The sequence below is a fragment of the Haloleucobacter ellipsoideus genome (assembly GCF_052491725.1).
In genome coordinates, this window is record NZ_JBQWAR010000004.1 from 1 (window position 1) to 16,779 (window position 16,779).

At 61.4% G+C, this 16,779-nt stretch carries 19 protein-coding genes, 1 tRNA gene and 2 pseudogenes; 17 read left to right on the plus strand and 5 right to left on the minus strand.

Features of this window, described 5'->3' with window-relative positions:
* From ACT6QG_RS00100 to ACT6QG_RS00140, 9 genes are all read left to right on the plus strand, one after another.
* On the plus strand, window positions 1-2,347 hold a 2,347-nt coding region (locus ACT6QG_RS00100), incomplete at its 5' end, for a phage tail tape measure protein (RefSeq protein ID WP_444975583.1).
* Window positions 2,347-2,784, plus strand: coding sequence for a phage tail protein (locus ACT6QG_RS00105; protein ID WP_444975584.1), 438 nt, complete (start codon window positions 2,347-2,349; stop codon window positions 2,782-2,784). The genes ACT6QG_RS00100 and ACT6QG_RS00105, both read left to right, overlap by 1 nt.
* A gap of 2 nt (window positions 2,785-2,786) precedes the next feature.
* Complete coding sequence (locus tag ACT6QG_RS00110; protein WP_444975585.1) at window positions 2,787-2,996, plus strand: tail protein X; 210 nt, start codon at window positions 2,787-2,789, stop codon at window positions 2,994-2,996.
* 4 nt (window positions 2,997-3,000) lie between these two features.
* Window positions 3,001-4,116, plus strand: coding sequence for a phage late control D family protein (locus ACT6QG_RS00115; protein ID WP_444975586.1), 1,116 nt, complete (start codon window positions 3,001-3,003; stop codon window positions 4,114-4,116).
* Between the two features lie 46 nt (window positions 4,117-4,162).
* On the plus strand, window positions 4,163-4,657 hold the full coding sequence (locus tag ACT6QG_RS00120) for a thermonuclease family protein (protein ID WP_444975587.1): 495 nt from the start codon (window positions 4,163-4,165) through the stop codon (window positions 4,655-4,657).
* 80 nt (window positions 4,658-4,737) lie between these two features.
* A complete protein-coding gene (locus ACT6QG_RS00125) occupies window positions 4,738-5,772 on the plus strand; it encodes a M15 family metallopeptidase (protein ID WP_444975588.1) in 1,035 nt (344 codons plus the stop codon).
* Window positions 5,769-6,080 carry a hypothetical protein gene (locus ACT6QG_RS00130; RefSeq protein ID WP_444975589.1) on the plus strand — a complete coding sequence of 104 codons (312 nt, stop codon included), beginning with the start codon at window positions 5,769-5,771 and terminating at the stop codon, window positions 6,078-6,080. The genes ACT6QG_RS00125 and ACT6QG_RS00130 overlap by 4 nt, the downstream gene beginning before the upstream one ends.
* Window positions 6,055-6,216: a hypothetical protein gene (locus ACT6QG_RS00135; protein ID WP_444975590.1), complete on the plus strand. Its 162-nt coding sequence runs from the start codon at window positions 6,055-6,057 to the stop codon at window positions 6,214-6,216. The genes ACT6QG_RS00130 and ACT6QG_RS00135 overlap by 26 nt, the downstream gene beginning before the upstream one ends.
* Complete coding sequence (locus tag ACT6QG_RS00140) at window positions 6,216-6,500, plus strand: hypothetical protein (RefSeq protein ID WP_444975591.1); 285 nt, start codon at window positions 6,216-6,218, stop codon at window positions 6,498-6,500. The genes ACT6QG_RS00135 and ACT6QG_RS00140 overlap by 1 nt, the downstream gene beginning before the upstream one ends.
* Before the next feature lie 101 nt (window positions 6,501-6,601).
* Here the strand turns inward: ACT6QG_RS00140 and ACT6QG_RS00145 are convergent.
* Together ACT6QG_RS00145 and gph are read right to left on the minus strand one after the other, a co-directional pair.
* A tRNA-Val gene (locus tag ACT6QG_RS00145) sits at window positions 6,602-6,676 on the minus strand.
* A gap of 141 nt (window positions 6,677-6,817) precedes the next feature.
* A complete protein-coding gene (gene gph / locus ACT6QG_RS00150; protein ID WP_444975592.1) occupies window positions 6,818-7,501 on the minus strand; it encodes a phosphoglycolate phosphatase in 684 nt (227 codons plus the stop codon).
* A gap of 145 nt (window positions 7,502-7,646) precedes the next feature.
* On the opposite strand from gph, the gene ACT6QG_RS00155 reads away from it, so the two are divergent.
* From ACT6QG_RS00155 to ACT6QG_RS00165, 3 genes are all read left to right on the plus strand, one after another.
* On the plus strand, window positions 7,647-8,105 hold the full coding sequence (locus tag ACT6QG_RS00155; RefSeq protein WP_444975593.1) for a hypothetical protein: 459 nt from the start codon (window positions 7,647-7,649) through the stop codon (window positions 8,103-8,105).
* Between the two features lie 142 nt (window positions 8,106-8,247).
* Window positions 8,248-8,952 carry a ribose-5-phosphate isomerase RpiA gene (gene rpiA / locus ACT6QG_RS00160; protein WP_444975594.1) on the plus strand — a complete coding sequence of 235 codons (705 nt, stop codon included), beginning with the start codon at window positions 8,248-8,250 and terminating at the stop codon, window positions 8,950-8,952.
* Window positions 8,953-9,010: 58 nt separating this feature from the next.
* Window positions 9,011-9,553, plus strand: coding sequence for a DUF2059 domain-containing protein (locus ACT6QG_RS00165; protein ID WP_444975595.1), 543 nt, complete (start codon window positions 9,011-9,013; stop codon window positions 9,551-9,553).
* A 117-nt stretch (window positions 9,554-9,670) separates the two neighbouring features.
* Here ACT6QG_RS00165 and ACT6QG_RS00170 read toward each other — a convergent pair whose 3' ends face one another.
* Window positions 9,671-10,066: a VOC family protein gene (locus tag ACT6QG_RS00170; RefSeq protein WP_444975596.1), complete on the minus strand. Its 396-nt coding sequence runs from the start codon at window positions 10,064-10,066 to the stop codon at window positions 9,671-9,673.
* A 191-nt stretch (window positions 10,067-10,257) separates the two neighbouring features.
* On the opposite strand from ACT6QG_RS00170, the gene ACT6QG_RS00175 reads away from it, so the two are divergent.
* From ACT6QG_RS00175 to ACT6QG_RS00190, 4 genes are all read left to right on the plus strand, one after another.
* Complete coding sequence (locus tag ACT6QG_RS00175) at window positions 10,258-10,803, plus strand: glutathione peroxidase (protein WP_444975597.1); 546 nt, start codon at window positions 10,258-10,260, stop codon at window positions 10,801-10,803.
* Window positions 10,804-11,138: 335 nt separating this feature from the next.
* Complete coding sequence (locus tag ACT6QG_RS00180; RefSeq protein WP_444975598.1) at window positions 11,139-12,065, plus strand: AEC family transporter; 927 nt, start codon at window positions 11,139-11,141, stop codon at window positions 12,063-12,065.
* A 165-nt stretch (window positions 12,066-12,230) separates the two neighbouring features.
* Window positions 12,231-13,805, plus strand: coding sequence for a glutamine-hydrolyzing GMP synthase (gene guaA, locus ACT6QG_RS00185; protein WP_444975599.1), 1,575 nt, complete (start codon window positions 12,231-12,233; stop codon window positions 13,803-13,805).
* Between the two features lie 141 nt (window positions 13,806-13,946).
* A complete protein-coding gene (locus tag ACT6QG_RS00190; RefSeq protein ID WP_444975600.1) occupies window positions 13,947-15,323 on the plus strand; it encodes a tyrosine-type recombinase/integrase in 1,377 nt (458 codons plus the stop codon).
* 282 nt (window positions 15,324-15,605) lie between these two features.
* Here ACT6QG_RS00190 and ACT6QG_RS00195 read toward each other — a convergent pair.
* Window positions 15,606-15,863 (minus strand): annotated as a pseudogene (locus tag ACT6QG_RS00195) (type IV secretion system protein); the annotation flags it as partial.
* Here ACT6QG_RS00195 and ACT6QG_RS00200 point away from each other — a divergent pair.
* Window positions 15,864-16,274, plus strand: a pseudogene (locus ACT6QG_RS00200) (tyrosine-type recombinase/integrase); the annotation flags it as partial.
* Here ACT6QG_RS00200 and ACT6QG_RS00205 read toward each other — a convergent pair.
* A complete protein-coding gene (locus tag ACT6QG_RS00205) occupies window positions 16,228-16,524 on the minus strand; it encodes a helix-turn-helix transcriptional regulator (protein ID WP_444975601.1) in 297 nt (98 codons plus the stop codon). The pseudogene ACT6QG_RS00200 and the gene ACT6QG_RS00205 overlap by 47 nt on opposite strands.
* Window positions 16,525-16,779 lie beyond the last annotated feature (255 nt).

Genomic DNA, 16,779 nt, shown 5'->3' on the forward strand with positions numbered 1-16,779 from the left:
TGCCGCCGGTGCAGATGGGGTGAAGCAGTTTGGCCGCGACCTGATGGCTCTCTCCGAGCGCATCCCCGTGGCCGCTGAGGATCTGACAAAGGTTGCCGTTGCGGCAGGCCAGTTCGGTCTGAAGGAAGACCAGATTCTTCCATTCACCGAAATGGCGGCCAAGGTCGGTGTCGCGATTGATATGGCCGCAGGTGAAGCGGCGCAGGGCATGGCCGAAATCATGTCCGGCGCGAAGATGACCATCCCGGAAGTGTCTCTTCTGATGGACAGCATCAACCATCTATCGAACAACAGCGCCGCTTCCGCTGGGAAAATCTTCGATACGGTCAAGCGCGTGGCAGCGCAGGGCAAGACATTTGGCTTTACTGCCCAACAGACCGCAGCATTTGCAGCCCAGATGACGGCGGCGGGCTATGCCTCTGAGGTGGCCGCCACCAGCTTCAAAAACATGGGGTTGGCGCTCACGCAGGGATCGGCGGCGACCAAGAGCCGACGAAGCGCACTGGGACAGTTGGGGTTTACCCCTGAGCGCATTGCCAAGGACATGCAGAAGGACGCAGTTGGCACCGTCCTAAAGGTGATGAAGGCAATCCAGAAGGCCGCACCGGAAAAGCGGGCGGCGCTGGTCTCACAAGTGTTTGGCAATGAGGCCCAAGGCATTCATGCCCTGATCGGTGACATTGAAGGCCTCGAACTCGCGATGAAGCGGGCGACCGATGAGGCTGAATATGGAGAGTCCATCCAGAAGGAGTATGCGAACCGTATTCTAACGACAGAGGCGAGCGTGCAGCTTGCCCAAAACGCTTTCGGCAACCTGTCCCGCGCCATCGGCCTAACCCTTCTCCCCGCCCTAAAGGGGGCATCTGAAGGGATCGTGCCGATTGTCCAAGCCATCCGTAACTTTGTGCATGAAAATGAAGGCTTGGTGCGTGGCGTCATCATGGCGGCGTCCGGTCTTATCGCCTTACGGGTTGGCGCTGTCGCTGCGCAATTCGCGGCGCTCTACCTCAAGGGTGCCATCCTCCAGGTTGCGCTGGTCGCACTGAAGGCGGTGCGCGGCCTGCTGATGCTGCTCAATCCGATCAAACTGGTGACGGGCGCAATGGCGCTGCTGAGAGGCGCGTTCCTGCTCTCCGGTGTCGGTGCCATCCTGATGGCTATCGGGCTAGCTGGGGCGTTCATCTATAACAACTGGGAAGGCGTGAGCGCAGCGTTTGCGGGCTTCGGTGAGGCGTTCATGGCGGCGCTCGGCCCAGCCGGTGGAATGCTCACACCAGTGATTGAAGGCGCAAGGCAGCTTTGGCAGTGGGTCACCGATCTGGTGAAGCCGCTGGAAATGACTGGCGAGCAATGGAAGGATTGGGGCAAGGGGGTTGGCAAGAGCGTGGGCGCCCTCGTCCAGGGCAATATTCGTGCTTTCCAGACGATGTGGACGCATCTGAAGGCCGGGAATTGGAAAGAGGCATTCGCCCCCGCGATGCGCAGCCTTTCCGGTATCGGCCAGCGACTTCTCGCAGCCTTTCACTCTATTGATTGGGCCGGGCTAGGTAGCAAGATCATCACTAGCCTGGCTCAGTCATTTCAGAATATCACGACCGCTATCCAATCCATCAACTGGATGGGTGTGGGTGAGGCTGTTGGCCGCCTGATCGGTGATGCGATTGCGGGCCTTCTTAATCTAGGCGCATGGCTCATCAAGTCCATATCTTCAGGAGATGGCGGCGGAATCGGACTGGGTATAGCTGTGGTCAATGCGTTGATTGCAGGGCTTATGGCAACGTGGGGTTTCTTCGCGGGGGTGCTGAAGGGGCTTTTCACAAATATCAGTCTTGTTGATGCGGGTGCGGCACTCATGAACTCTCTTTGGGAGGGCATGAAGTCAATTGGCGCATCCATTAAGGCTTGGATTGCCAGCCTGTTTGAGGTGAATCTGCCGTCTTGGATGGGCGGCGGCGGAGCTTCGGCCGCAGTGCCTCCCGCTGCTAAATCCGGCCCTGCAATCCAAGAGCGTGCCACAGGCGGCCCGGTCGCAGCAGCAAAGCCCTATCTCGTCGGTGAGAGGGGGCCTGAACTGTTCGTCCCCCGCGTTGCTGGGAACATCGTCAACGCCAGCGAAACAGCGCGCCACCTGACACAGCGGGCCTCTGCCGCGTCTGCAAGAGCGGGGAGCGCTACAGCCAACGCCCGTACACCGGCCGGCGGCGGCTCCGGCCCTGTCAGCGTCACCTTCGCTGGCGGCATCAACATCCAAGGCGGTGCCGCTGCAACCCCCCAGCAAATCCGGCGCGAGTTCAGCCGGGAGGCGTCATTGCTCATGCGTCGTCACTTTAGCGATGGGATCACCTGATGGCTGGACCTTCAATCATGGCGCTTGGCCCATTTGTCTTCGAGGCGATGGGCTTTGGCTTCGACGCGCGAAGGCGCAATCAAGGCACGCGATGGGCTGAAATCCCCGTCGCGGGCGGCCTCAACCCGATCCAGTGGACGGGCGGCGATGGCTCCACGATGGAAATCCGGGGCGTCATCTTCACGCTGGAATGGGGTGGTGACGACACCCTGCGCGGCCTGTATCGAGCGCAGGAGGCAGGTCAAATCCTGCCTCTTGTCACCATGTCGGGAGCGCAAAATATCCACGATATGTGGGTCATCGAGGACATCTTTGACGATCACGCCCACATCACTGCCGGTGGCGTCGCCCAGATGCAGACCTATGGCATCCAGCTCCGGGCCTACATCCAGAGCGCCGGCGGCTTCTCTCCCACCTCTGTCCTGACGTGGTTTTGAGCATGGCTGATAAGATCATCACAGGCCAAGGCGACATGGTGGACACCATCTGCCGGCGCACTTATGGCGACGAGAGCGGCTATGTGGAGGCCGTTCTTGCTGCCAATCCGGGGCTGGCCGCTAAAGGGCCGATCCTGCCAATGGGCACTGTCGTGGTGCTGCCGGATATTGAGGCCAGCACTGAGGTGCAGGTCGTCAAGCTATGGGATTGAGCGCATGAAACCAACCTGCCGCATCGAAATCGACGGAAAGCAGGTGCATGGCGAGTTCATGCGCCGTCTCATCTCATGCTCTGTCTCGGATCAGGAGGGTGTATCCTCCGATAGCTGCTCAATCGAGCTGAACGACAGCCCTCCGGCCGAAATCCCCCGCACCGGGGCGCTCATCAAAATCTGGATGGGCTATGAAGGGGCGATGGCCTACATGGGCACGTTCACCGTGGAAGATGTCTCGGTGAATATGTTTGAGCATAAAATGAGCATCACCGGGCGCGCCGCCGAAATGGGCGGAAAGGTGAAGGAAGGCAAGGAGCGCCATTGGGATGATAAGAGCCTGAAGGAGGTTGTGGAAGAGGTTGCCTCCGATCATGGCCTTTCCCCGATGGTGGATAGCGATCTGGGTCAGTTCAGATATGACTGGCTGGGCCAGATGGGTGAGAGCGACATCCACTTCCTTGAGCGGCTGGCGGAGCGCCACGGCGCCCTGTTCTCGGTGAAGGACGGCAAGCTGATCTTTGCCGCCAAGGCCAGCGGCAAGAGCGCTTCCGGCGCGGCGCTCACCCCCATTACCATCACTCCCGCTATTCTGGGTACCGGCTCTGCGCAGGTGCAGTTCTCGGATCGCACCAAAAGTGGAAAAGTCAGGGCCAGCTACACCGACAGGGCCAAGGGGAAAAAGATCGACATCGAGGAAGAGAGCGACCCGGACGGCGAGGCGGATTACGTCCTGACCGAACAGTATGCCGATGAGAAGGAAGCGCGGGCGGCCGCCAAATCCATGGCGGGCGACCTGCTGCGGCGGCAGGCCACATTCTCATGCTCCATCCCCGGAGATCCATCAGCACGGGCTGGCGCGCCGCTGACCTTTCAGGGATGCAGGCCCGGCGTGGATGGCATTCCGTTCATCATCAAGAGCGCCACGCACAATTTTAGCAAGGGCGGCTACACCACGGATCTGTCGGGCGAGAGTCAGGATGGCGGGAAGTCAGCGAAGAAGGGCGGCAAGGGCAGCGCGCCCAAATCCGGGAAGGCGTCCAGCTCCGGCGGAGGAAGCGGCGGCGCACCGTCCGGCAGCGTCCCGCTCCCGCCCGTCCGTCCGAGTATTCCAGCGTGATAACAACCGGTGGACGTGCGGAATCCGATATGCAACTTAATAGAGCATGTCACTCTCGCGCATCCTACTGATTGCATCCCTGTTCGTTGCCTCACCGGCCATTGCCGATGACCTGATCGGTCGAGCATCGGTGATCGACGGCGACACGCTGGAAATCCACGGCCAGCGCATCCGGCTGGAGGGCATAGACGCTCTCGAAAGCTCCCAGCCATGCACCCATCGCGAGACAGGGCAAAACTGGCGCTGCGGGCAACGGGCGGCGCTGTGGCTCTCTGACCTGATCGGGGCCAAGACAGTCACCTGCACGCCTGCCGGAACAGACCGCTACAAGCGCACCCTCGCGCGCTGCTATGTGGGTGGGCAGGACATCAGCGCGGCAATGGTCCGCAACGGCTGGGCTATGGCCTATGTCCGGTACAGCAGCCGCTATGAGCCGGAGGAAGCCGAGGCCCGGAAATCCGGTGTCGGTATCTGGCAGACCGAGTTTGATCCGCCATGGGATTGGCGGCGCAGCCGGCGAAAGCCGAACGCCATGAACTGACATGGCCCCGCTACGGCGGGGTTTTTCTTTGCCCGGTTGGCTCCTGCCCGCCGGGTTTTTTGTCGCCTGAAAGGATGACCATGACCACATGGCCTTTGCAGAAGGACTGCACACAATTCTATGGCAACCCGCGCGGATCTGGCGGGAAAGCCAATCCCAAGTGGGAGGCGGAAAATCTGGTGCTGGTGAAATGCCCTTGGACCCTGCGGTTTGAGGGCAAATTTGTATCCGGCATCCGCATTCATAAGAAGTGCGCGGACAGCCTCAGGCGCGTCCTGGCGGCAATCTGGGAAGCCTGCGGGCGCTCTCAGGCGGAAATCGACCGCATCGGCATGTCCAAATATGGCGGATCGTACAATTTCCGGTCTATGCGCGGCAGCAATAGCCTGTCGATGCACAGCTACGGCATTGCCGTGGATTTTGACCCCTCGCGCAATGGCCTCGGGGATGCCACCCCAGCCATGGACCATCGCGTGGTCCGGGCTTTCGAGGCTGAAGGCTGGGAATGGGGCGGACATTGGAGCCGGCCGGACGGGATGCACTTTCAGGCGGCGCGCACCCGGGCCCAGCCCAAGCGCCTGCCCGCCAAGCCCTCCCTGACCCGCGATGAAATCCGCCCCCTGCAAAAACGCCTGCGCGACCTCGGCTATTTCGAGGTCGGTCTGGTGGATGGAATTGTCGGCAAAAACACCCGCTCCGGCATTCGCAACTTTCAGGAAGAGCACGGCCTGCCGGTCACGGAAGCGTTCGACGACGCCACCATCAAGCGGCTTGCAACGGCGGGACACCGGCAGGCGACTACCGATTCCGACCGCTCCACACTGACGGCCAAAGACCTGTCCAAGGCCGGGGATCAGGTGGTGAAGGGAGCGGAGACGGTGAAGAAAACCACCGTGGCAGCCGGTGCATCGGCGGCAGTCATCGGCATTGCCGAGCAGGTTGGGCAGGCCACAGGCTTGCTTTCCCCGCTCACCAGCCTGTTGTCCGATGTGCCGGGCTGGGTGTGGGCATTGCTGGCTGTGGGTGTGGCTGTCGCCCTTTGGCGTACTGCAACAAAGGTCGAGCGCGCCCGGCTGAAGGCTGTGCGGCTCGGTGAAGACGCGGGGCCGGCATGAGTGACATTCTCAGTTGGTGCCCCTCACTCATCGTTCTGATCGGCGGTGGCTTGGCCGTTTTCATCACACTGCGGTTCGGCCTTCGTGCCGGGCTGCTCACCGGCGCATCATTTGCCGCCCTGTTTATCGACCAGCGCGCACGACAGCAGGGCGCACAATCCCAGAAAGCAAAGGAACAGGCCGATGCCGAAAAGCGGGCGCGGGCGCGAGAGCGTATTCATGAGGACGTGGCGGGGGCCGGTGACGATGATCTGCGCCGCCGCGCTCGTCGCTGGGTGCGCGATGACGGGGACGGCACCGGAAGCTGAATGCCGGGGGCGCTATCCGATCCTCCTGAACGAACGGGTGATCGAGGCGATGGACCGTGACCAGCTCGCCCGGCTGGTGGCTCATAACGAGGCGCTGGAGCGTGAGTGCGGCGTCAAAGCACCGGGAGGGCGGTGATGGCCGGAGAATGCACCCACTGGACCGTGGACAAGAAAGTCCCTCTCGCCCTCATCATCACCCTCGTTGTGCAGACCGGAGGCGTGATCTGGTGGGCCTCGACCACTGAAAACCGCATGGGTCAGGCTGAAACTGCCATCATCCGACTGGAGAGCAAGGAGGTCGAAACGCGCGAATCGCGGGACAGGCTCATCCGCCTGGAAGAGAGGATGATCGCCATCAGTGACGATGTGCGCCGCGCCCTGAACAAGATGGAAGCCCTGATCGACGGGCGGACAAAATGAGAGCAGCCCCTGCGCTTCGGCGTGGGGGCTTCTTTTTGCGTTTCTGTCCGGATAACTGTCCGCTTGATTTTTGACCATTCCCGTAAGTGCTTGATCGGAAATGGTGGGCGATACTGGGATTGAACCAGTGACCCCTCCCGTGTGAAGGGAGTGCTCTCCCGCTGAGCTAATCGCCCTCGCGTCAATGACGAGACCGGCTGTTTATGATGGGCGCCCGGGCCTGTCAAGCATGGCCTGCATCTTTCTGTCCCAAAGCGCAGATATCCACAATCCGCGCGCAACATGGCTGCCGGCAGGGGGCCGGCAGCCATGGCGTTTCAGCCTTCAGCGGGCAAAAGGGCCTTCACCGCCGCATCGAGTTCACTGAAATCATGGATGAGCCGGTCTGCCCCCATCTCGGCCGGGGGAATTTCGGTATAGCCGAAGGAAACAGCAACGACAGGCGTGCCGGCCGCCCGCGCGACGCGAATGTCCGTAAGGCTGTCCCCCACCATGACAGAGCGGGAAAGTGTGCCTCCGGCGGCGGCAATCGTGGCATTCAGGGGCAGCGGGTCCGGCTTGGAAACGCCATGCGTGTCACCGCCGGTGATAGCTGCGAAATGGCGGGTCAGATCAAGCGCATCCAGCAGCTGGCGGGCCAGATGCTCCAGCTTGTTGGTGCACACGGCCAGACGCGCGCCACCCGCGGAAAGCCGTTCCAGCGCATCCACCATACCGGGGAAAGGCCGGGAATCCTCCGCGATATGGGCGGCATAATGGGCGAGGAAGGCGCTGTTCAACTCCTCAAGCCGCGCGGCATCCACGGTCTGCCCCTCGCTTTCCAGTGCCCGGCGCACAAGCAGCCGGGCGCCGCCGCCAATGAAGTTGCGCGCCACTTCGCGGTCCACCGGGGCAATGCCCAGCGGGGCGATCACCGCATCCAGCGCATTGAGCAGGTCTGGCGCGGTATCCACCAGGGTCCCGTCAAGGTCGAAGACGATGGTGGCTGGAAGGCGGGTCATGTCGGAGATCTCCTTGCGGCGCGAAAAAAGAAGCGGACAGCGCCTTGCTGGCATAAATGCTACCGCATTTGCACGCCAGCCTTGAGGGCCATGTTCGGCCACAAGGCGCACCGCCGCCACCCACAGCATCCTTATGGAGGCGCATATGACCCTTTCCCAGCCACCCGTGGAGCGTGGCAGAATCAACTGGCTTCTGGGCCTTGGCCTGCTGGTGGCCGGTGCCGGGCTGGGCTATGCCTTTTCCGGCGGCACATCTGCGGCGAAGGCCGAGGCCGTGACCGGCTACAGCTTCTCCGCCCCGCCCTCCACCGAGGCGAATCGCATCTATGGCGTGAACCGCCGCACGGGCGAGATGTCGGTTTGCCAGTTCGAGCGGCCGGAGGGGAGCACGGTCGGCATCACCCGCTGTTTTCCCAAGGGAGAGGGCGCAGGCGCGCAGGCGGATGGGGACTATGCCCTCGCACCCACCCATTATGCGGGCGAGACCGGCATTTTCCGGGTGAACCGGGCGACCGGGGAAATGAGCATCTGCTATGTGCGTGAACTCAACGGGGCCAATGGCGCGCGCGATACTCTCCTGCTGTGCACACCCCCGGCCAAATAGACCGCGCTCCCCGGAATCGCACAGGCCGGGCGGTTGTGTTGTGCTTGTTTGATCGGGAGATCAGGTTTAGAGCAACAGGGAAACCGCCTGCCCTGCTCCCATGGGCCGGGCAGATATTTGCGTCATCATGAGGAAGCCAGCCATGGCCGTAGCAGAAGACTTCAAGCGCCGTGCCGCTGCCCGCGCCCTGGACTATGTGAGCGACGGCATGCGGCTCGGCCTTGGCACGGGTTCCACTGCGCGCCATTTCGTGGAGCTGCTGGCGGAAAAGGTGCATGGCGGCCTCAATATCATTGGCGTGCCCACCTCCGAGCAGACCCTGGCCCAGGCGGTGGAACTGGGCGTGCCGATCGCCACGCTGGATGAAGTGGGCGAACTGGATTTGTGCATCGATGGCGCGGATGAGGTTGGCCCGCAGCTTGCCCTCATCAAGGGCGGCGGAGGGGCGCTGCTGCGCGAGAAGATCGTCGCACAGGCGTCCAGGAACATGATCGTGATTGCCGACGACACCAAGAAGGTGGATGTGCTGGGCCGTTTTCCGCTGCCTGTCGAGGTGGTCGATTTCGGTCTTGCCAGCATTTCGCGCAGCCTGAAGGCCGCCTTTGCCCGCGCCGGCTGCTCGGGCGCCCTGACCCAGCGCAAGGATCAGGATGGCCATGCTTTTGTCACCGATCAGGGGCATCTGATACTCGATGCCCATCTCGGTGCCATTCCGGACCCCGCCGCCCTTGCAAGCGCCGTGGCGGAAGTGCCCGGCGTGGTGGAACACGGACTTTTCATCGGTCTTGCCAGCCGGGTCATTCTGGCCGGCACGGGTGGTATCGTGGTTCTGGAACGCCAGAACTGATACGACCGGACCTGAACACTGGATAATGAAAGCACACATGCTTTTTCTGGAGGATAGGATGCCCTCTTTCTGCCGCACCCGCCGCGCTTCCGGCCTTTTCGCGGCTGCCGCCCTGTCGGCCGCACTTCTTGTCGGCAGCCCTCTCGGGGTGTCCATGGCGCATGCCCAGCAGGCTGCCGCCCCTTCCGCCGCACAGGTGGAAACGGCGCGCAAGCTTGTGCTCGCCAATGGCGAGGCCCGCGCCTTTGATGGCGTCATCGGCAATATCGTCGATGGCGCGGCGCTCTCCTTCCTCCAGACCAATCCTGATCTGGTCCAGCATCTGCGGGAGGCCGCGATTGCCGTGCGTCCCGAGTTCGAGAAGCGCAAGGACGAGATCATCGACATGCTGGCCAAGGTCTATGCCCAGCGCTTCAGCGAAGCCGAGCTGAAGGATGCCCTGACCTTCTACACCTCCCCTGTCGGCAAGAAGCTGGTCGATGAGCGTCCGATCATCGTGCAGGACGCCCTGCGCCAGATTCAGGCCTGGGGCGCCGAGCTGAATGGCGAGGCGGTGGAACGCGTGCGCGCTGAAATGCGCAAGAAGGGATTCGATCTCTGATTGCAGCCTGAAACCGCGGGCCAGCGCCTGCGGACAGGATGGCGGAACAAGAAAAGGGCGGCTCCACATGCGGGAGCCGCCCTTTTTCATGCCGGCCTTTCGGGGCCAAGGCAGGGCCTATTGATAGCTGCCCGCCCGCTGGAGCACCTCGATCTCATACCCGTCCGGGTCCTGAATGAAGAAGAATCTGGCGATGACCTCTCCGCCGGGGGCAAAATCCACCAGCTTGCGCGGGGCAAGGCCCAGCGCGGTCAGGCGGGCATGTTCAGCAGTCACATCCGCCACCGAGACGGCAAGATGGCCATAGCCATTGCCGCGCTCATAAGGCTCGGTTCGCCCCTTGTTGATGGTCAGCTCCAGCTCGAAGCTGCTCTCCCCATTGGAGAGATAGACCAGGGTGAACGCCTCGAAATCCATCCGCCGCGCGACTTTCAGGCCGAAAGCCTTGTCATAGAACTCGACCGAGCGCGCCTCATCCAGCACCCGGATCATGGAATGAATCATCTTGGCCATGGGGTCCTCTCATCTGCTGGCGACAGACATAGCAGAAAGCGCCGCCCGCTGCCCAACCCAACCCTGCCTCCCCTGCCCTGCCCCGCAGGAGGTAAAATGCGCACCGGTGGCACAAGCGGCGCGGGTCTGTCATTCTTCCAGGCGGGGGTATTCATGCGCGCCATTCGCGCATCGCCCAAGGAGGACTTCACATGGCCACGTCCATCTATGACATCCCGCTCACCCGTATCGACGGCACGCCCGCAACCCTTGCCGATTATCGCGGCAAGGTGCTGCTCATCGTCAATGTCGCCTCCAAGTGCGGGCTCACCAAGCAGTATGAGGGGCTCCAGAAGCTCTATGACGAGAAGAAGGATCAGGGCCTTGAAATCCTTGGCTTTCCCGCCAACAATTTCAAGGAGCAGGAGCCGGGCAGCAATGAGGAGATCGCCAGCTTCTGCTCCCTCAATTATGGGGTGACCTTCCCGCTGTTCCAGAAGATCTCCGTCACCGGGGAAGACCGCCACCCGCTCTATGATGCGCTGATTGCCGCCCAGCCCAAGGCGCAGGATACGGATGCCTTCCGCAAGCGCCTGACCGATCTGGGCATTCCGGTTGGTGGCGAAAATGATGTGCTGTGGAATTTCGAGAAGTTCGTGGTGGGGCGCGATGGCACTGTCGTCGCCCGTCTTTCGCCGGACATCTCCCCCGATGATGCCCGCCTGACCGACGCGATCGACAAGGCTCTCAAGGCCTGACCCTGCGCGGCAACAGATCTTGCCTGTGCGCCAGCCTGCCCGGGCTGGCGCATTCAGCGCGTGCATCACCGGGGTGGCCTCACGCATCCCACCGGCATGAAGACCCGGCCGGCACGCTCCGGCACCCGCCTGAGGCGACAGCCATCTTCCGCACCGGCATGCCTTTCCTCCCCATGCCTTCTGGCGTAAGGAGCTGACGAACACGCCACAACTCCCGGCCCATGCGGGAGCAGCGTATCGCGTGATGCTGAGCCTGCCAGAAGACATGCCCCCGCACCTTTCGCTTTCCGCGCCCCCTCTCCTGCCACCGCGCCGCGCCAGAACGAGGCCGCGCCATGCCTGACATTTCCGGCATGGTCATTCTTGCGCTTCTGCCCGTGGCCCTGCTGATTGCGCTGGGCTATGTGCTGAAACGCACCAGCTTTATCGGCGAAAGCTTCTGGCCGCAGGCGGAACGCCTGACCTATTACGTGCTCATGCCATGCCTGTTCCTGCATGGCATGAGCACGGCGGATATCAGCACCCTGCCGGTGCGGGATATTGTGCTGACCCTGCTAGGCAGCACGGTGCTGGTCTCGCTCCTGCTCGTGGTGGTGCGCCCGGCCATGGGGCTGCGGGCAGATGCCTTCACATCGGTGTTTCAGGGCAGCGTGCGCTTCAACAGCTATATTGGCGTCACGCTCGGGGCCGGGCTGCTCGGCCCCAAAGCCATCGCGCTGGTGGCGGTGTGCAGCGCCGTTCTGGTGCCGCTGGTCAATCTGCTCTCCATTCTGGTCTTCGCCCGCTTTGGAGCGGCGCGGCTGAATGCCCGGCAGGCCGCCATACAGGTTGCGACCAATCCTCTTGTCCTGTCCTGTCTTGGCGGCATCGCGCTGCAGCTGATGAATCTCCACCTGCCCCCCGGCGTGCAACCGGGCGTGAAGGCGCTGGGCACCGCCGCCATGCCCATGGGCCTGTTGTGCGTGGGGGCGGCTCTGCATTTCGGCTCTGCCCGCAACTGGGTGAAGCCGATCCTCATCGCCTCCCTCGCGAAATTCCTCATCCTGCCTCTCGTCACCTTCCTCATCGCGCAGGCATTGCAGCTTGATGCAACAGCGATGCTGGCGGTGCTGATCTTCCAGACCCTGCCGACAGCCTCATCCTCCTACATCCTTTCCCGGCAGCTTGGAGGCGATGCGCCGCTCATGGCCGGGATCACGGCCCTGCAAACCGTTCTGGCCGCTCTTCTCCTGCCGCTCATGCTGAGTGCCCTGCTGCCCTGATGCGGTTTCGGCGGAGGTGACACGGGGCGACCGTTCAGGGCCTCAAGGCGCGGGCCACATTCTGCACTCATCCGCACGGCGAGGCGGACAGGGCCCTTTTGGAATCGAGCCATTGCGGCTAAAGGAGGCGACAATATCCGCCATCCGCTCCGCGAGGCCCGCGTCATGTCCGCCGATTCCGCCATTTCCTCCGCCCAGGATACCGTTCTCATCATTGATTTCGGCAGCCAGGTCACGCAGCTCATTGCCCGCCGCGTGCGCGAGGAAGGGGTCTATTCCGAGGTGGTGCCCTTCCAGAAGGCGCAGGAGGCCCTCGGCCGGGTGAAGCCCAGGGCCATCATCCTTTCCGGCGGCCCGGCCTCTGTCATCGAGGGGCAGAGCCCGCGCGCACCGGAAGAGGTGTTCACCTCCGGCGTTCCGGTTCTGGGCATCTGCTATGGCGAGCAGTGCATGGCCGCCCAGCTTGGCGGGCAGGTGGAAGCGGGCCACCACCGCGAATTCGGCCGTGCTGAAGTCACCGTGAAGAAGGTGGTGCCGCTGTTTGAAGGCGTCTGGCGCGAGGGCGAACGCCACACCGTGTGGATGAGCCATGGCGACCGGGTGACCCGCCTGCCCGAAGGGTTCGAGGTTGTCGCCACTTCCGAGAATGCGCCCTTCGCGGCCATCGCGAATGTGGAGCGGCGCTATTATGGCGTGCAGTTCCACCCGGAAGTGGTGCACACGCCAGATGGCGCACGGCTGATCTCCAATTTCGTGCGGCAGGTGGCTGGCCTGAAGGGCGAGTGGACCATGGGCGCCTTCCGCGAGCGCGCCATTGCCCGCATTCGCGAGCAGGTCGGCACCGGGCGCGTGATCTGCGGTCTCTCCGGCGGGGTGGACAGTTCTGTTGCCGCCGTTCTCATCCATGAGGCCATTGGCGACCAGCTCACCTGCGTGTTCGTGGATCACGGCCTGATGCGGCAGGGTGAGGCGGATGAGGTGGTTTCCCTCTTCCGCGGCCACTACCACATTCCGCTGGTGCATGTGGATGCTTCCGAAATGTTCCTTTCCGCGCTGGCTGGCGTCGAAGACCCGGAGGTGAAGCGCAAGACCATCGGCAAGCTCTTCATCGATGTGTTCGAGGAAGAGGCGAAGAAGGTTGGCGGGGCGGAATTCCTTGCGCAAGGCACGCTCTACCCGGATGTGATCGAGAGCGTGTCCTTCGCCGGCGGGCCTTCTGTCACCATCAAGAGCCACCACAATGTGGGCGGCCTGCCCGAGCGCATGAACATGAAGCTGGTGGAGCCGCTGCGCGACCTCTTCAAGGATGAGGTGCGCGCGCTGGGGCGCGAGCTGGGCCTGCCGGAGACCTTTGTCGGTCGCCACCCCTTCCCCGGCCCGGGCCTTGCCATCCGCTGCCCCGGTGCGGTAACGCGCGAAAAGATGGATATTCTGCGCAAGGCCGATGCGATCTATCTGGAGGAAATCCGCGCTGCCGGCCTTTATGACGTGATCTGGCAGGCTTTCGCGGTCCTTCTGCCGGTGCGCACCGTGGGCGTGATGGGCGATGGCCGCACCTATGACCATGTACTCGCCCTGCGCGCCGTGACTTCCGTCGATGGCATGACGGCGGACTTCTACCCCTATGACATGAGCTTCCTCGGCCGCGTGGCAACCCGCATCATCAATGAGGTGCAGGGCGTGAACCGGGTGGTTTATGACGTGACATCCAAGCCCCCGGGCACGATCGAGTGGGAGTGATCCCGCGTCCGGCATAGACTGGCACCAAATAGCATTAAAACACCCATAAGCCCGCGTAATTGCGGGCTTTTTTCGTTCTTGGCGTAGCACTGTCTGGCAAATTTATGCATCGCCAAGCACCCCGTTTCTATGGCATGGTAGATGGTACGATTTGAACCTGATGCCATGTTCGGCACTCGATACCATGCCGCCTCTGATGGGGTGTTCATGGTATCGAATTTAGGTAACACATTGTCCTTAAAGAGGTTTCTTGAGGATTTGTGGGGCTTTTTTGAGCATGGTATTTTTGAGAGGAAACCCAACCCGACCATGCTGACTGATACCAAGCTGCGCAACCTCAAGCCAAAGGACAAGCTCTATAAAGTGAATGACCGTGACGGCCTCTACGTGGCCATCACGCCGGCGGGTTCGATTTCATTCCGCTACAACTACTCGATCCACGGCAGGCAGGAGACCATCACCTTCGGCCGTTACGGTGTCGGCGGGATCACGCTAGCGGAAGCCCGCGAACGGCTGGGCGAAGCCAAGAAGATGATCGCCGCAGGGAAGTCACCGGCCAAGGAGAAGGCACGGGACAAGGCTCGCGTCAAGGATGCTGAGACATTCGGCGCGTGGGCCGAGAAGTGGTTGCGCGGTTATCAAATGAGCGAAACCACCCGCAACATGCGCCGTGGAACATACGAGCGAGATCTAAAGCCGAAGTTCGGCAACCGGAAACTCATAGAAATTACCCACGAGGATTTGCGGGCGCTGACTGATGCCATCGTGGAACAAGGTAGGCCATCAACGGCGGTAGTTTGCCGTGAGATTATGATGCTGGTCTTTCGATGGGCCATCGAGCGCGGTCAGAAGGTTGAGAACCCGGCCGATCTGGTGCGCCCGTCAACTATCGCCAAGTTCGAGCCGCGAGACCGAGCACTGACGCCCGAGGAAATCGGGTTGATGTACCAGTATATGGAGCGTATCGGCACCACACCTTCAATTCGAGCGGCCGCCAAACTGCTGTTGCTCACGATGGTACGCAAAAGCGAACTGACCAATGCAACGTGGAGCGAAATCAATTTCATCGATGCGCTCTGGACAATCCCCAGGGAACGGATGAAGCGCCGAAATCCCCATTTGGTGTTCCTGTCTAGGCAGGTGCTGGAGATATTCACCGCCCTGAAAACGTTCGCGGGCGGTTCGGAGTACGTTCTGCCATCGCGCTATGACTCTGACTTACCCATGAGCAGCGCTACGCTCAATCAGGTGCTCACTCTGACCTATCGTCTGGCGCAGAAGGAAGGGCAGTCACTTGGCAAGTTTGGACCGCACGACTTGCGGCGCACAGCCAGCACGCTGCTGCATGAGGCGGGCTATAACACCGACTGGATTGAGAAGTGCCTTGCGCACGAACAGAAGGGCGTGCGAGCCGTCTACAACAAGGCCGAATACCGCGATCAGCGCAGGGCGATGCTACAGGATTGGGCGGACATGATCGACGAGTGGACAATCAGGAAGCCCCGCCTCAAGGACTGATTCGGAGCCTAGAGACCTGCATTCTGTAGCGAAATGCCCACTTCGGTGGGTATTTTTTTGTCCCGAAATAGACGTTTTCGGGACACTCTTCCTCTCCTAAATTTCCTTAAGAAAACTTCCGAAAAAACAAAAGATTGGGCGATTGTCGCCGTCCCGAAACTATACGTTTGCCGGACAGTTAAACCATTGATTTTTCACGAAAAAAACAGTCCATTAATGCTGGAAAACACCGGCATTGTGTAGCAATAATTAAACCTCGGACGATGACAAAACGAGGTATTCGGTGTAGGCTGCCGACCATTCTGCGGAAACCTGCATGATCAGACCCACAATCAGAGTCAGGACAAACAGCTTGGCACCTACCGCAACGGCATAGCGAATGGGAGCCAGTGCATATTCGCGCGTCCATTGAGAGCCACCGAAACCCATGAACAGGACGGCGGCATTGATGATGACGTAGGCCTCTACGAGCGTCACGAACACCAGAGCCGCTATAAACGTGAAACACATCAGGACGATCAATGCAGATACGGCCACTACATCGCGCTCAAAACCTGTTCAGGTAATTCGCGATTTGTGCTGCCGTCGCGGTATCGTGCAGACGCCCCCATGTCGCCGGCCACACTCAATCGCGTCACCTACCTGATCGCACAGCGGGCGGAAAAAGAAGGGCTGCCTCTGGAGCCATTCACGGTGCATGACCTTCGTCGCACTGGCTCGACATTGCTGAATGAGCTCGGCTTCAACCGCGACTGGATCGAGAGGTGCCTCGCGCACGAGGACAGCAACTCGTCACGCGGTGTCTACAACAAGGCCGAATACGAAATTCAGCGCAGGCATATGCTGCAGGAGTGGTCTGACGTCGTTGATGCGTGGGTCAAAGGCGAGAAACGCCCCGTGGCGCTCATGCCTCCGGCGATGATGACTCTGGAGCCCGACCCCGCTCTTTGACGGGGCGGGTTTTACGCAGAGAGACATCAGGTGCCCTGGCCCGCTTAATTGGCCGCGCTCTGCGCGCGGTCAGCCAGGCTTCAATCTCCGACAGATCCCATACGACACATCTGGGAGTCAGAGCGAACCGGCGCGGGAACTCCCCGCGCTGCTCCATTTCGTAAATGGTACTATCCGCCAGAGGGACGATTTCCCTCAGTTGCTGCCGTTTGATAGTTCGCCTGACAGTCTGAGTTTTGCGCTTTGACATTACGGGCCTCCCATGTGTTCTGCCAAGAGAAGCCGATAGATGTCGACAGAGGAAGAGCGACTGAACTGGCGTGCGGTGATTGGGTAGCTATCGGCGGCAATTGGGATGGAAGGGCCTAGGCTGTATCGACATTCAGCACCAGAAGGGCAAGGCGGCGATGTAGAGGCTGGCGAGGTAGTTATGCGGGATGCGGTCGTAACGGGTGGCGATGCGTCGTAGCTGCTTGAGTTTGCCGATGGTTCGTTCGATGTGGTT

Coding starts and splice junctions, on each gene's coding strand:
- ACT6QG_RS00175 (WP_444975597.1), top strand. CDS start 10,258: ATGGCCACGTCCATCTATGACATCCCGCTCACCCGTATCGACGGCACG.
- ACT6QG_RS00130 (WP_444975589.1), top strand. CDS start 5,769: ATGAGTGACATTCTCAGTTGGTGCCCCTCACTCATCGTTCTGATCGGC.
- ACT6QG_RS00205 (WP_444975601.1), bottom strand. CDS start 16,524: ATGTCAAAGCGCAAAACTCAGACTGTCAGGCGAACTATCAAACGGCAG.
- gph (WP_444975592.1), bottom strand. CDS start 7,501: ATGACCCGCCTTCCAGCCACCATCGTCTTCGACCTTGACGGGACCCTG.
- ACT6QG_RS00180 (WP_444975598.1), top strand. CDS start 11,139: ATGCCTGACATTTCCGGCATGGTCATTCTTGCGCTTCTGCCCGTGGCC.
- ACT6QG_RS00190 (WP_444975600.1), top strand. CDS start 13,947: ATGGTACGATTTGAACCTGATGCCATGTTCGGCACTCGATACCATGCC.
- ACT6QG_RS00105 (WP_444975584.1), top strand. CDS start 2,347: ATGGCTGGACCTTCAATCATGGCGCTTGGCCCATTTGTCTTCGAGGCG.
- rpiA (WP_444975594.1), top strand. CDS start 8,248: ATGGCCGTAGCAGAAGACTTCAAGCGCCGTGCCGCTGCCCGCGCCCTG.
- ACT6QG_RS00125 (WP_444975588.1), top strand. CDS start 4,738: ATGACCACATGGCCTTTGCAGAAGGACTGCACACAATTCTATGGCAAC.
- ACT6QG_RS00135 (WP_444975590.1), top strand. CDS start 6,055: ATGACGGGGACGGCACCGGAAGCTGAATGCCGGGGGCGCTATCCGATC.
- ACT6QG_RS00165 (WP_444975595.1), top strand. CDS start 9,011: ATGCCCTCTTTCTGCCGCACCCGCCGCGCTTCCGGCCTTTTCGCGGCT.
- ACT6QG_RS00115 (WP_444975586.1), top strand. CDS start 3,001: ATGAAACCAACCTGCCGCATCGAAATCGACGGAAAGCAGGTGCATGGC.
- guaA (WP_444975599.1), top strand. CDS start 12,231: ATGTCCGCCGATTCCGCCATTTCCTCCGCCCAGGATACCGTTCTCATC.
- ACT6QG_RS00170 (WP_444975596.1), bottom strand. CDS start 10,066: ATGGCCAAGATGATTCATTCCATGATCCGGGTGCTGGATGAGGCGCGC.
- ACT6QG_RS00110 (WP_444975585.1), top strand. CDS start 2,787: ATGGCTGATAAGATCATCACAGGCCAAGGCGACATGGTGGACACCATC.
- ACT6QG_RS00155 (WP_444975593.1), top strand. CDS start 7,647: ATGACCCTTTCCCAGCCACCCGTGGAGCGTGGCAGAATCAACTGGCTT.
- ACT6QG_RS00140 (WP_444975591.1), top strand. CDS start 6,216: ATGGCCGGAGAATGCACCCACTGGACCGTGGACAAGAAAGTCCCTCTC.
- ACT6QG_RS00120 (WP_444975587.1), top strand. CDS start 4,163: ATGTCACTCTCGCGCATCCTACTGATTGCATCCCTGTTCGTTGCCTCA.